This is a genomic window from Rhabdothermincola salaria (assembly GCF_021246445.1).
GTDB lineage: Bacteria > Actinomycetota > Acidimicrobiia > Acidimicrobiales > Acidimicrobilacustridaceae > Rhabdothermincola_A > Rhabdothermincola_A salaria.
This window is the reverse complement of record NZ_JAJQXW010000001.1, coordinates 1,722,930-1,735,835: the sequence shown is the minus strand read 5'-3', so window position 1 is coordinate 1,735,835 and position 12,906 is coordinate 1,722,930. Positions and strand designations below refer to the sequence as shown.

Sequence of the window (12,906 nt, the reverse complement as noted above, 5' to 3'; positions counted from 1 at the left end):
AACGGTCCGGTGAGCGCTCGCCACCAACTGCGTCAACCTCGCCTGGCCGAGATGGTGGCCAGCACCCTGCGGTCGCGGATCCTCTCGGGGGAGCTGGCCGACGGGTCGCTCCTGCCCAAGCAGGACGAGTTGCTCGAGGAGTTCGGGGTCAGCCTCCCGCCCATCCGCGAAGCGCTGCGCATCCTCGAGACCGAGGGGCTCATCACGGTGCAGCGCGGCAACGTGGGCGGTGCCGTGGTCCACGCCCCTCAGCGGGGCAAGGTCGTGTTCATGATGGGGATGGTCCTCGAGTCGCGTCAGGTCCCCCTCAGCGACGTGCTCTCCGCGGTGATCGCCTTCGAGCCGGCCTGTGCGGCCGCCTGTGCGGCTCGACCGGATCGGGCCACCACCGTGCTGCCCGCCCTGCGGGCCACCCTCGACGCGGCCGAGGCGGCGATCGACGACCCGACGGCCTACGCCGGGCTGGCCCGCACGTTCCACATCCAGATCGCCGACCTGTGCGGCAACGAGGCCATGTCGCTGGTGGTCGGTGCCCTCGAGTCGTTGTGGACCGGTCACGTCGACGCCCTGGCCCGACAGCGCGAGGAGCACGGGGCCTACTCGGACCTGGCGGCGCGCCGCCACAGCGCCAAGGAGCACGAGCGGCTCTACGTCAAGATCGAGAAGGGCGACGTGCGGGGCGCCGAGCAGCTGGCCCGCTCCCACTTCTCCGAGCCCGACCCCGGTTGGGAACGAGCCGTGGAGACCCAACGCACCGTTCGCGCCGAGTTCCTCGACGGCCGCTGACCCCGTCGCCCTCACGCTGCCCCCTACTGCACCCCCACCCCGAGGGTTCTTGCATGGTTTCGGCGTGCTGGAGCACGCCGAAACCATGCAAGAAGCGGTCTCCGTCCCTGGGGGTCTCGGGGGTGGAGCGGGTGGTCCCGGGGTGATGGGGGAGCGAGAACGAGCAGGGCCCCCGCTGTTCTCTCTATGATTGCGAGGAAAGGGAGGGGCGTGTGGCTCTGAGGCAGGCAGCGATCACCGGCGTGGGGTACACGCCGCTCGAGAAGCGATCCGGGCGGTCGGTGCTCGACCTGGCCACCGAGGCGTGCCGGGGGGCCATCGACGACGCCGGCCTGGCGCCGACCCAGGTCGACGGCGTGGCCAGCTTCGCGGTGATGCACGACTCGGTGCCCACCCAGGCGGTGGCCACCACGCTCGCCCTGCCCCAGCTGCGGTTCTCGCTCGACATCGACCTCGGCGGGCAGGCCCCCTGCCACCTCGTCACCCAGGCCGCGGCCGCCATCGCCACCGGCCAGGCCGACCACGTCGTGGTGTTCCGGGCCCTCAACGGCCGCTCCGGCAACCGGGTGGGCACCATGCAGTTCCACGGGATGGGGGCCCAGCACCGCTACCCGATCGGCTACGACGCCTACCTCATGTACGTGGGCATGTTCGGCCAGCGCTTCCTGCACGAGACCGGCCAGGGCGAGCTCGACACCGCGGCGGTGGCGGTGTCACAGCGCCAGTGGGCCGAGCGCAACGACCGCGCCTACCGGCGCCACCCGTTGACGGTCGACGAGTACCTGGCGGCGCCCTTCGTGGCCGAGCCCTACCGCGGCCCGGACTGCACCGTCGAGGTCGACGGCGCCTGTGCGGTGGTGGTGTCCGCTCTCGACGTGGCGCGCGACCTGGCCCACCCACCGGCGGTGGTGGCGTCGGGCACCTACCGGGGTGGCCCCCGACCGGGGCTCGACATCGGTGACCACCTGCTGTGGGACGACTACACCCGCAACTACACGTCGTACCTGGCCGACGACCTGTACGGGCGGGCCGGGGTGAGCGCCGCCGACGTGCAGTTCGCCGAGATCTACGACTGCTTCACCACCACCGTGCTGATGGGCATCGAGGGCCTGGGCCTGGCCGAGCGGGGCCAGTCGGGGGAGCTGTTCCGCTCCGGGGCCACCGGTCCCGGCGGGGTGTTCCCCGTGAACACCCACGGCGGGTTGCTCTCCGAGGGCTACCTGCACGGCATGAACACCGTCGCCGAGGCTGCGCTGCAGGTGCAGGGGCGAGGGGGGGAGCGCCAGGTCGCCCGCCACGAGGTGGCGGTCGTGACCTCGGGGGCGCTGATGGACGGATCGGCCATGATCCTCACGGCCGACCGATAGCAACTGCGACACGACACCGGCCCACCGTGGCCGACAGGGGGAACCATGCAGGATCAGGAGCTGGACCAGGTGCTCGACGTGTTCCGGCGGCCCGAGCGACGACGCTCGACCGTCGAGGAGCGCCTGACCGCGCTCGAGGACAAGACGGCCATCCGCGAGGTCATCATGGCCTACGGCTACCTGTGCGACGCCCGGCGCTGGGACGAGCTGCTCGAGCACTACACCGACGACATCGAGCGGGTGCTCGGAGGCACTCTCGCCGAGCGGATCCAGGGCAAGGAGGCCCTCAAGGAGGTCTACGAGGCCCCCGTGCTCCCCCGCGAGGGAGGCGAGGCCCCGCCGGCGGCCGAGCTCAACACCTACGAGCTGCGCCACCTGATCGTGGGCGACATGGTCCGGCTGGCCGACGACGGCACCACGGCCTGGGCAGTCGCCGCCTACTCGATGGTGGCCTCCAAGGGCGAGGTGCCCGACTTCGTGCGCGGCCAGCACGAGGGCGCCTACGTCTTCGAGTTCCGCAAGGTCGACGGTCGCTGGAAGGTCTCGCACTTCACCGTCTTCTCCGAGAACGCCCGCAACCCGCTCTTCGCCAGCCGGTGAGCGACCAGGGAGGGGCGCCGGGTCGGGTGGCGCTGGTGACCGCCGGCGCCGACGGCATCGGTGCGGCCGTGGTCGAGCGCCTGGCTCGGGACGGGCTGACGGTGGTGGCGGCCGACATCGACGATGACGGCCTCGCCCGACGCTGGGACGGCGACGCCGGTGTCGCCGCCCGGGTGCACCCGCGCCACCTCGACGCCACCTCCGCCGACGAGGCGCAGCGCCTCGTCGACGACGTCGTCGTCGAGCTGGGCGGGCTCGACGTGCTGGTCAACGTGGTGGGCGGTTCCCGGCCCGGCGTCACCATCGACGCGCTCGACCCCGAGGCCTGGCAGCGCCTCGTCGACCTCAACCTCACGAGCGTCTACGCCATGTGCCGGGCGGCCATCCCCCACATGCGCGCCGCCGGAGGCGGGGCCATCGTGAACGTGTCGTCGGGGGCTGCGATCCGGGGCATGAAGGCCAACCCCGGCTACATCGCGGCCAAGGCCGCGGTGATCGCCCTCACCCGTTCGCTGGCCATCGACCACGGCCCCGAGGGCATCCGGGCCAACTGCGTGGCGCCGGGTCCGGTGGCCACCCCACTGATGCGTCGCAACCGCACCCCCGACGAGATCGACCAGATCGCGGCCACCCAGACCATCGTGGGCCGCATCGGGGAACCGGAGGAGCTGGCGGCCGCCATCGCCTGGTTGGCGTCCGAGGATGCCAGCTACGTCCTCGGCCAGACGTTGCAGGTCGATGGTGGGGTGGCCACGTCGATCTGACGCGGGGCGAGCGGCCCCACCCCGGCCGCGAGCGCCCGTCAGAGCCCGAGCGATCGCCCGATCAGCTCCTTCATGATCTCGTTGGACCCGGCCCAGATGCGCGAGACGCGCGCGTCGGCCCAGGCTCGGGCCACGTCGTACTCGGCCATGTAGCCGTAGCCTCCGTGCAGTTGGACGCAGGCGTCGATCACCCGGTTCTGCACGTCGGCGCTCCAGTACTTGGCCTTGGCCGCACCGGTGGCGTCGAGACGGCCTTCGACGTGCAGGGCCAGGCAGCGGTCCACGTAGACCTGCGTGACCTCGAGCTCGGTGACGAGCTCGGCCAGCAGGAACTTGTTGTGCTGGAACGAGCCGATCGGCGATCCGAAGGCCTCCCGGGTCCGCACGTGCTCGAGGGTCTGCTCGACGGCGCGTCCGGCGTGGGCGACGTTGGAGATGGCGGTGGAGAGGCGCTCCTGGGGGAGGCGCTGCATCATGGCGGCCCAGCCGCCGTCGACGTCACCGAGGAGGTTCCCGGCCGGGAGCCGGACGCCGTCGAAGAAGAGCTCGGCGGTGTCGGCCTCGGGCTGCCCGATCTTCTCCAACTGGCGGTCCTGCTGGAAGCCGGCCATGCCCTTCTCGACCACGAAGAGGCTGATGCCCCGGTTGCGCGAGTCGGGCGTGGTGCGGGCGGCGACCACGACGAGGTCCGCGGTGGTGCCGTTGGTGATGAACGTCTTGGCGCCGTCGAGCACCCAGTCGTCGCCGTCGCGTCGCGCGCTGGTGCGCAGAGCGGCCAGGTCGCTGCCCGCGCCGGGCTCGGTCATGGCGATGGCGCACAACGTCTCGCCGGTGCAGAACCCCGGGAGCCAGCGCTGGCGTTGTTCGTCGGTCGTGAGCTCGAGCAGGTACGGGGCCACGACATCGCTGTGGATCTGGAACGCGGAGCCCAGCGCCAGCCCCTGGCGGCACAGCTCCTCGTTGACGACCGCGTTGAAGCGGAAGTCGTCGATGCCCCCTCCGCCGTAGGCCTCGGGCACCGCCAGCCCGAGCAGCCCCAGCTCGCCGGCGCGCCGCCAGACCTGCCGGTCGATGACGTGCTCGGTGCGGAAGCGGGGGTGCTCGGGGGCGACCTCGTCCTGCACCCACCGCCGCACCGTGCGCCGCAGCTCCTCGTGCTCGGGTTCGAACACGTCTCGGTCCATGGGGGCTCCTCGTGGGATCGGCGTGGGGTCGGCTCCCCGGTGGACAGCCTCCGCTCTTTCCTTATAATCTTAGAACACTTGGGGTGGGGCGCAGGGCGTCCCGCCACGCTCCGGCCACCAGAGGGGAATCACATGGGTACGACCGATCAGACCAAGGGACGCCGCTACAGGGTCATCTCCGGCGACAGCCACGTCAACGAGCCGCCGGACCTCTGGATCGACCGGGTGCCGGCCGCGTTCAAGGACCGGGCTCCTCGCATCGAGCACTTCGACGAGGGCGACGCCTGGGTCATCGAAGGCGTGAAGGACCCCATCAACTTCGGCATGAACGCCTGCGCCGGCCTGGCTCCCGAGGAGATGAAGGGCTGGGCCCGCTTCGACGACATCCGCCGCGGCGGCTGGGACCCCGCAGCCCGCCTCGAGGAGATGGACCGCGACGGCGTCGACGCCGAGGTCATGTACCCCACTCCCCGGCTGTCCAACGCCATCGTCGCCAACACCGACGCCGAGTACCACCTGGCCATGATCCGGGCCTACAACGACTGGATCAGCGAGTACGTCGGCTACGCCCCCGAGCGCTTCGGCGGACTGGCCATCATCCCCAACCGGGGCGTCGAGGAAGCCCTGGCCGAGATCGACCGGGTGATGGACCGCCCCGGCATGCGCGGCGTGATGATGGGCTGCTGGCCCCACGGCACGCTCCAGATCCAGCCCGAGGACGACAAGGTCTTCGGGGTGCTGGCCGAGCGTCGCCTCCCGTTGAGCATCCACGTCACCATGACGCAGTCCTTCCCGGCCGCCCACAAGGCCAAGCTCCCCGGCTACGGCCGCTTCTTCGACGCCCCCAACCGCATGATCGAGATGATCTTCGCCGGGGTCTTCGACCGCTTCCCCGAGCTCGACGTGATGTTCGCCGAGACCGACTTCGGCTGGGTGCCCTACGTCAAGGAGCAGATCGACAACAACTACTTCCGACTCGACCCGGTCAGCGACTTCGGACTGGAGATGCCCCCCAGCGAGTACATCTCGCGACACTTCCACTTCGGCTACATGACCGACACGTTCGGCCTGCGCAACCTCGACTACGTGGGGGCCGAGCGGGTGCTGTGGTCCAACGACTACCCCCACATCAGCGCCGACTGGCCGAACTCCTGGCGGGTCATCCAGTCGTCGATGGCCGGCATCGACCCCGCTGATCGCCAGCTGGTCCTCGCCGGCAACTCCCAGCGCCTGTACGGCTTCGGCTCCTGAGCCGGAGGGGGCACGAGTGGGGGACAGCCACGGGGCACTCACCGACCTGGTGACCCCGCCGGCACGCGCCGCGGCCTATCGCGACGCGGGCTGGTGGGACCACACGACCCTGCCCGGTCGGGTGGCGCACCACGCCGCCACCCGACCCGGGGGGCTGGCCGTCGTCGACGGGCATCGCCGCACGACCTACGCCGAGCTGGCCGCCGAGGCCGCCGCTCTGGCCGCCGCCCTGGCGGCGCGGGGGGTGGGGGCGGGCGACGTGGTGTCGGTGCAGCTGCCGAACCGCCACGAGGCCGCGGTGGTGGCCGTGGCCGTGCTCTCCCTGGGTGCGGTGATCAACCCGTTGCTCCCCAACTACCGCCAGCGCGAGCTGGCCCACGTCTTCACCACGGCCCGCCCGGCCGCGGTCGTGGTTCCGGCCGAGTACCGGGGATGCGACCACGTGGCGCTGGCCGCCGAGGTCGCCGCCACCACCGGTCTCGACCCGCTGATCGTGGTGGTCCCCGCCGACCCGGCGGCGTCGGGGTTCTCCGTCGTCGGCGAGGGCGAGCCCGTCGCGCTCGACGCCGGTCCTGTTCTCGGCGACCGCGACCCGAGCACGGTGTCGGAGCTCATCTTCACCTCGGGCACCGAAGCGCGACCCAAGGCCATCATGCACACCGAGCAGACCGCCGGGTTCAGCGTGCGCATCGCCCACACCGACCTGGGGGTGGGCGACGCCGACGTGGTCTGGATGCCCTCCCCGGTGGGGCACTCCACCGGCTTCAACTACGGGTTGCGCTTCGCCCTGCACCACGGGCTCCCCCTCGTCCTGCAGGACCGTTGGGACGCGGACGAGGCCATCGACCTGGTGACGGCGGAGGGGTGCACCTACACCCTGGCCGCCACCACCTTCCTCCAGGACCTCACCGAGGCCGCCCACCGCCGCCAGGTGCGGCTCGACTCGCTGCGCCTGTTCGGCAGCGGAGGGGCGCCCGTGCCGGCGGCCCTGGTCGACGCGGCCGCCGAGCGGGGCATCGGCGTGCTGCGCCTCTACGGCTCCACCGAGGTGCTGGTAGCCACCTGGAACCGGCCGGACTCGAGCGCCGACCACCAGCGCGACACCGACGGCCGGGCCATGAGCCACGTCGAGCTCCGCGTGGTCGACGAGGACGGTGCGATCGTGGACCCGGGTGAGAGCGGGGAGCTCGAGGTGCGCGGTCCCGACACGTGCGTCGGCTTCTTCGCCGACCCCGACCGCACCGCGGCCACCTTCCACCCGGATGGCTGGGTGCGCTCCGGCGACCTCGTCCGGGTCGACGACGAGGGCTACCTCACGGTCGTGGGCCGCAAGAAGGAGATCATCATCCGGGGTGGCATCAACATCACCCCGCGCGAGATCGAAGAGCTGCTGGTCGCCTTCCCCGAGGTCGAGCGGGCCGCGGTCATCGGCTTGCCCGACGCCCGCCTGGGTGAGCGCACCTGCGCCTGCGTGGTGCTGCGCGGCGGCACCACGCTCGACTTCGACACCATGATCGAACGCCTCGACGCCGCCGGGCTGGCCGTCTACAAGCGCCCCGAGCGCCTCGAGGTCGTCGACGTCCTGCCCACCACCGCATCGGGCAAGATCCAGAAGCACGAACTGGTGCGAGCCCTCACCCCCGGAGACGACACCCATGGCTGAGACCCCCGAGGACCGCGCCCCGACGGGCGGCGACGATCCCGTCGTGTGGGAGCGCCTGTCGGTGGGCGACGGCGCCCGCACGGTGGCGGTCGTGCGCCTCAACCGCCCCGACAGCCTCAACCCCATCGACACGTCCGTGCTCGCCGCCCTCGACGCCGCGCTCGACGAGATCGCCTTCGACCCGCAGGTGGCCACGGTCCTGGTGACCGGCAACGGACGGGCGTTCAGCGCCGGCGGCGACCTGAAGGGCTACCAGGAGCTGCAGCAGGACCCGGTGGCGTTCCCTCGCTTCGTGGCCGACCTGCACCGCGTGTTCGGTCGCTTCCGCCAGCTGCCGGTGCCCACCGTGGCCCTGGTCAACGGCGTCGCCGTCGCCGGCGGGCTGGAGCTGATCCTCAACTGCGACTTCGCCCTGGTGGCCGAGTCGGCCCGCATCGGCGACGGTCACCTCAACTTCGGCCAGATGGGCGGGGGAGGGGTGCTCACCCTGCTGCCCCGGGCCATCGGTCGGGCCCGAGCCGCGGAGCTGGTCTTCAGCGGCCGGTTGCTGACGGCCCCCGAGTGCGTCGAGTGGGGTCTGGCCAGCCGGGTCGTCCCCGACGCCGACCTCCTCGACGAGGGGTTGGCCTTCGCCACCGAGGTGGCGGCCAAGAGCCCGCTGGCAGTGGCCAACGCCAAAGCGGTGATGCACGACCTGTGGGCCGACAACGGCTCCGTGGACGCCGGGCTGCGCTACGAGCTCGAGCGCGACGTCTACTACTGCCTCACCTCCCACGACGCCCCCGAGGGGTTGGCCGCCTTCCGCGAGAAGCGCACGCCGCGCTTCGAGGGACGGTGAGACGACCATGACCCTCCCCGTCCCCACGCCCGACGAGCTGTCCGCCCCCTGGTGGGAGCACCTCGCCGCCCACCGGGTCGTCGTCCAACGCTGCCCGTCCTGCGACCGCCGCCGCATCCAGCGCCTGCCGTCGTGCCCCTACTGCGGGGCCCAGGGCGCGGCCGGCGGCGAGGACCTCGAGGTGCCGGGCACCGGCACCGTGTACTCGTTCGTGCGGGTGCACCGCCCGCTCACCCCGGCCTCGGCCGACGAGGTGCCGTACTGCGTGGCCACCGTCGACCTCGACGGCGGCGGTCGCGTCTTCGGTCGGGTCGAGCCCTACCAGGACACGGCGATCGGCGCGTCCGTGCAGGCCCGCTTCGTCGACCACGACGGCTGGACCGAGCTGCGCTTCTCGCTGAGGCCCTGACCGGGTGCTGCCCCGAGCCGGACCCGGGGGGCAGCTCGACCGGAATCAGACCGTGGCCGAGGCGCCTTCGGGGTGGTCGGCCGCCATCAACGAGACCGCCGAGGCGACGATGCCGGAGGTGTCGAGGCCCAGGTCGGCGAGGATGACGTCGGGCTTGGCGTGGGGGATGTACTGCGCGGGCACGCCCAACACCCGCACCCGCGGCTCGGGCCGGCCCACGGTGAGCTCGGCGAGCTGGTCGGCGATGGCCATGCCCACGCCGCCGTCGCGCAGACCGTCCTCGACGGTGACCACGTAGGGGTGGCGTCCGGCGTCGTCGAGCATCGCCGGGTCGAGCGGCTTGACCACGCGAGCATCCCACAGCGAGACCGAGACGCCGTCGGCTTCGAGGCGCTCGGCCGCGGCCTCGGCGGCATCGAGCATCTTGCCGACCGAGATGAGGCACAAGTCGTCGCCGCGACGCAGTCGCCGGGCCTTCAGCCCGGCACCGACCTCACCGGGAGCCGCCTGGCGGGCGGCGGTCTTGGCCCATCGGATGGCCACCGGTCCGTCGGTGATCTCGAGGGCGTCGTGGAACATCTGACCGAGCTCCTGGTACGACGCCGGGGCGAACACGGTCATGCCCGGGACCTTGGTGAGCAGCACCATGTCGAGGATGCCGTGGTGGGAGGGGCCGTCGTCGCCGGTGATGCCGGCACGGTCGAGGCAGAACACGACCGGCTGGCGGTGCAGGCCGACGTCGAGGTTGACCTGGTCGATGGCCCGGGTGAGGAAGGTGGAGTAGAGGGCCACGACTGGACGCAGGCCGCCCATGGCCATGCCCGCCGCCGAGGTGACGGCATGCTGCTCGGCGATGCCGACGTCGAAGCAGCGGTCGGGGAAGCGGTCGGCGAAGGGCAACAGGCCCGTGGAGTCGGGCATGGCCGCGGTGATGGCCACGATCTCGGGGTGGATCTCGGCTTCGGTGATGAGCGCCTCGGTGAACGCCGCGGTGTAGCTGCCCGGCTTGGGGGCCCCGATGTCGTGCATCCGCTTGATCGGGTCGTTCTCGGCCGGGCCGTAGCCGCGCCCCTTCTGGGTGAGCACGTGCAGCACCTGCGGCCCGCTCATCTCCGTGGCGTTGTGCAGGGCCTCCTCGAGGGCCTCGATGTCGTGGCCGTCGAAGGGGCCGGCGTAGCGCACACCGAGCGTTTCGAAGAAGGCATGGGGCTCCCACATCTCCCGGATGGCGGCCTTGGTGGCCTCGAGGCCCCGCTCGGCGAAACCGCCCACCACGGGCATCTCGGCCAGCGCCTTCTCGAGCTTGGCCTGACGACGCATGTACACGGGGTTGTTGCGGATCTTCACCAGGCTCTCGCCCAGCTTGGAGATGGTGGGCGCGTACGAGCGCCCGTTGTCGTTGAGGATGATGATGCAGTCGCGGCCGGAGTGGCCGAGGTTGTTGAGCCCCTCGAAGGCCATGCCCCCGGTCATGGAGCCGTCGCCGACGACGGCGACGATGCGGCGCGGGTCGGCCCCGTCGGCCGCCTGGGCCACGGCCAGCCCGTAGGCGTAGCTGAGGATGGTGGAGGCGTGGCTGTTCTCGACCCAGTCGTGCTCGCTCTCGTCGCGGCTGGGGTAGCCCGACATCCCCCCGGACTGGCGCAGACCGGTGAAGTCACCAGCTCGTCCGGTGACGATCTTGTGCGGGTAGGCCTGGTGGCCGGTGTCCCACAAGATGATGTCGTGGGGCGAGTCGAACACGCGGTGCAGGGCCAACGTGAGCTCGACCACGCCGAGGTTCGACCCCAGGTGGCCGCCGTTGGCGTTGACGGCGTCGACGATGAGCTCACGCATCTCGGCGGCGAGCACGTCGAGCTGGTCGTAGGTGAGCGACCGGAGGTCAGCGGGCGACGAGATGGTCTCGAGGATCATGGAGCGGGAGCTTCCTGAGCGGTGGAGCGGCCGGCGGCGGAGGCGTCGGGGCTCGCCGGCGGGATCGTGGCCGGCGGGGCGGCTGCGTCACCAGCCACGGTACCGGCACCTCTTCTCCGATTCTGCATCATGGCCTGGACGGCCCGGGCGACCCAGTAGCCAGCGGCGATCACGACCACCCCGCCGACGGCGTCGAGCCAGAAGTGGTTGCCGGTGACGACGATGGTGAACAGGGTGAAGAGGGGATAGGCCACGGCCAGGGCTCGGGCCCACCAGACCCGCAGGAACGGCCACAGGGCCATCGCGCACCACAGGGCCCATCCCATGTGGAGGCTGGGCATGGCCGCGTACTGGTTGGAGACCACCTGCATGGTGCCCGAGTCGAACGACCACAGGCCGCCGTGCACCGCCAGGGTGTCGACGAAGGTGGGCAGACCCTCCTGGAGCACCTGCGGACCGGCGCCGTAGGCGCAGTCGCACAGCAGGCGAGGGGGCATGAGCGGGAACAGCGCATAGCCGACGAGCGCGATGCCGGTGCCGGCGAGCAGGGTGGTGCGCCAGAAGGGGTAGGCGGCGGGGTGGCGCAGGGCGAGGAAGACGAGCACGCCGACGGGCACCACGAAGTGCAAGGTGCCGTAGTAGATGTTCACCCCGCGCAGGAAGACCGATGCGTCGAGGAACCACCCCTGGACGGTGGCCTCGTTGAAGATGCCCATCGCCTTCTCGAGGTCGATGATGGTGAGGGCGTTGGCGTAGGCCGTCTCGGGGCTCACCGTGGCCGAACCGAAGCGGTTCCGCACGAACGAGTAGAGCAGGTAGAAGGCCAGGATGTAGAGGACCTCGCGAAAGATCCGGACGCGCGGTTCGGCAGTGCCGGCGAGCGGGCCGTCGGACCCGGACGCGCGTCGTCGCATGGCAGGGCTCACGGGGGCGTGGCGGTCATGGGGGCGGTGGCGGTCGTGCGTCCACCGACGGCGAACGTCGGGACGCCGGCGAGACCGACGGCGAGGTTCAACAGGTAGAGCATCAGGCCGAGGGCCACGGCCTGCTCGGCGGGCACCCCGAGGGGCGTGAGGAACACCACGAACGCAGCTTCGCGGATACCGAGCCCGGCGATGCCGATGGGCAGCACCTGGGCGATGAGCACCGCCGGGAAGAACGCCAGCAGCGGGGTCAGCCCCATGTCGCCGATGCCGAGGGCGGCCGCCGCCATCAGCGCCGCCAGGCACAGCACCACCTGGTAGACGATGCCGACGGCGAGCACGGCCGCCGCTGAGAGAGGCCGGCGGCGCATGCGGGTGACGCCCGTGTGCACGGCGGCGACGAAACGGGTCCAGCCGCCGGAGGTGCCGAAGCGGCCGCCGACGCGCGGGCTGTCGGCCAGGAGCAGGACGACCGCCAGGGCGACGAGGGTGGCGCCGGCGGTGACGACGGCGAGCACCGTGGCGCGACCGAGGTCGCGCAGCCCGGGGTTCACGGCCAGCCCGAACAGGGTGATCAGGGGGAGCACGAGCCAGCCGGTGAGGCGCTCGAGGACCACGGACGCGAACGTGCCGGCCGGGTCGCCGTTCTCCTTGGACAGCCGGCTGACCCGCAACACGTCACCCCCCACGGTGGTGGGCAGGACGTTGGAGACGAACTGGCCGGCGAAGCTGAGCGGCACCAGGCGGCGGAGCCGGGACCGCAGGCCCAGGGCGCGCAGCACCTGGTACCAGCGCACGGCCGACAGCACGAGGGCGAGGAGGGTGAGGGCCAGGGCCGCGCTGAGCAGGCCCGCGGTGCGAGAGGACCAGCGGGGCAGCAGCGCCGACCAGTCGAAGTCGGGCATCTGCCAGTAGAGGACCCCCAGCATCCCGACGCTCACCGCGATGCGGGCCCCGAGCACCATGCCGCGTCGGTGGCCCGAAGGGGTGCGGTCGCCGGGTTCGGTGGGCAGCGACGCCTCCGCCTCGGCGGCCAGGAGCTCGGGCAGAGTGCTCTCGACGAGGTCGCCGAGCTCGGCCTCCGGGCTCCACGGCCGGGCGACAGAGTCGGTCGAGGGTCCGGCCGGGGTCGCGGAGCCCGCGTCAGGGGCGGAGTGCCGCGAGGCCCGATGCATGTCGTGAAGTGTACGAAGCCCGTGCCCCGAGC

At 71.7% G+C, this 12,906-nt stretch carries 12 protein-coding genes; 8 read left to right on the top strand and 4 right to left on the bottom strand.

Annotated elements, in window-relative coordinates:
• The first annotated feature begins 9 nt into the window (after window positions 1-9).
• The 4 genes from LUW87_RS08075 to LUW87_RS08060 all read left to right on the top strand — a co-directional run bounded on the left by LUW87_RS08075 (window position 10) and on the right by LUW87_RS08060 (window position 3,517).
• Entirely contained in the window at window positions 10-786 is a 777-nt protein-coding gene (locus tag LUW87_RS08075) for a FadR/GntR family transcriptional regulator (RefSeq protein ID WP_232670625.1), read from the top strand.
• Window positions 787-998: 212 nt separating this feature from the next.
• Entirely contained in the window at window positions 999-2,153 is a 1,155-nt protein-coding gene (locus LUW87_RS08070) for a thiolase C-terminal domain-containing protein (protein WP_232670624.1), read from the top strand.
• Window positions 2,154-2,198: 45 nt separating this feature from the next.
• Window positions 2,199-2,753, top strand: coding sequence for a nuclear transport factor 2 family protein (locus LUW87_RS08065; protein WP_232670623.1), 555 nt, complete (start codon window positions 2,199-2,201; stop codon window positions 2,751-2,753).
• A 26-nt stretch (window positions 2,754-2,779) separates the two neighbouring features.
• A complete protein-coding gene (locus LUW87_RS08060) occupies window positions 2,780-3,517 on the top strand; it encodes an SDR family NAD(P)-dependent oxidoreductase (protein ID WP_232670622.1) in 738 nt (245 codons plus the stop codon).
• Window positions 3,518-3,555: 38 nt separating this feature from the next.
• Here LUW87_RS08060 and LUW87_RS08055 read toward each other — a convergent pair whose 3' ends face one another.
• Window positions 3,556-4,701, bottom strand: a complete 1,146-nt coding sequence (locus LUW87_RS08055; RefSeq protein ID WP_232670621.1) for an acyl-CoA dehydrogenase family protein — start codon at window positions 4,699-4,701, stop codon at window positions 3,556-3,558.
• 132 nt (window positions 4,702-4,833) lie between these two features.
• Between LUW87_RS08055 and LUW87_RS08050 the strand changes: the two genes are divergently transcribed.
• The 4 genes from LUW87_RS08050 to LUW87_RS08035 are packed head-to-tail and all read left to right on the top strand — an operon-like array spanning window position 4,834 to window position 8,862.
• Complete coding sequence (locus tag LUW87_RS08050; protein WP_232670620.1) at window positions 4,834-5,952, top strand: amidohydrolase family protein; 1,119 nt, start codon at window positions 4,834-4,836, stop codon at window positions 5,950-5,952.
• 16 nt (window positions 5,953-5,968) lie between these two features.
• Window positions 5,969-7,615 (top strand): AMP-binding protein, encoded by a 1,647-nt coding sequence (locus LUW87_RS08045; RefSeq protein WP_232670619.1) that lies wholly within the window; start codon window positions 5,969-5,971, stop codon window positions 7,613-7,615.
• Window positions 7,608-8,453 (top strand): enoyl-CoA hydratase/isomerase family protein, encoded by an 846-nt coding sequence (locus tag LUW87_RS08040; protein ID WP_232670618.1) that lies wholly within the window; start codon window positions 7,608-7,610, stop codon window positions 8,451-8,453. Before LUW87_RS08045 ends, LUW87_RS08040 begins: the two co-directional genes overlap by 8 nt.
• A gap of 7 nt (window positions 8,454-8,460) precedes the next feature.
• On the top strand, window positions 8,461-8,862 hold the full coding sequence (locus LUW87_RS08035; protein WP_232670617.1) for a Zn-ribbon domain-containing OB-fold protein: 402 nt from the start codon (window positions 8,461-8,463) through the stop codon (window positions 8,860-8,862).
• A 45-nt stretch (window positions 8,863-8,907) separates the two neighbouring features.
• Here LUW87_RS08035 and dxs read toward each other — a convergent pair whose 3' ends face one another.
• The 3 genes from dxs to LUW87_RS08020 are packed head-to-tail and all read right to left on the bottom strand — an operon-like array spanning window position 8,908 to window position 12,874.
• Window positions 8,908-10,776, bottom strand: coding sequence for a 1-deoxy-D-xylulose-5-phosphate synthase (gene dxs, locus LUW87_RS08030; protein WP_232670616.1), 1,869 nt, complete (start codon window positions 10,774-10,776; stop codon window positions 8,908-8,910).
• A complete protein-coding gene (locus LUW87_RS08025; protein ID WP_232670615.1) occupies window positions 10,773-11,690 on the bottom strand; it encodes a phosphatase PAP2 family protein in 918 nt (305 codons plus the stop codon). Before LUW87_RS08025 ends, dxs begins: the two co-directional genes overlap by 4 nt.
• Window positions 11,691-11,698: 8 nt before the next feature.
• Window positions 11,699-12,874 (bottom strand): lysylphosphatidylglycerol synthase transmembrane domain-containing protein, encoded by a 1,176-nt coding sequence (locus tag LUW87_RS08020; protein ID WP_232670614.1) that lies wholly within the window; start codon window positions 12,872-12,874, stop codon window positions 11,699-11,701.
• Window positions 12,875-12,906: the final 32 nt, after the last annotated feature.

Bases quoted from the DNA above. Each gene is read 5' to 3' on its own strand.
- LUW87_RS08065 (WP_232670623.1), top strand. From the start codon at position 2,199: ATGCAGGATCAGGAGCTGGACCAGGTGCTCGACGTGTTCCGGCGGCCC.
- LUW87_RS08055 (WP_232670621.1), bottom strand. From the start codon at position 4,701: ATGGACCGAGACGTGTTCGAACCCGAGCACGAGGAGCTGCGGCGCACG.
- LUW87_RS08050 (WP_232670620.1), top strand. From the start codon at position 4,834: ATGGGTACGACCGATCAGACCAAGGGACGCCGCTACAGGGTCATCTCC.
- LUW87_RS08040 (WP_232670618.1), top strand. From the start codon at position 7,608: ATGGCTGAGACCCCCGAGGACCGCGCCCCGACGGGCGGCGACGATCCC.
- LUW87_RS08035 (WP_232670617.1), top strand. From the start codon at position 8,461: ATGACCCTCCCCGTCCCCACGCCCGACGAGCTGTCCGCCCCCTGGTGG.
- dxs (WP_232670616.1), bottom strand. From the start codon at position 10,776: ATGATCCTCGAGACCATCTCGTCGCCCGCTGACCTCCGGTCGCTCACC.
- LUW87_RS08025 (WP_232670615.1), bottom strand. From the start codon at position 11,690: ATGCGACGACGCGCGTCCGGGTCCGACGGCCCGCTCGCCGGCACTGCC.
- LUW87_RS08020 (WP_232670614.1), bottom strand. From the start codon at position 12,874: ATGCATCGGGCCTCGCGGCACTCCGCCCCTGACGCGGGCTCCGCGACC.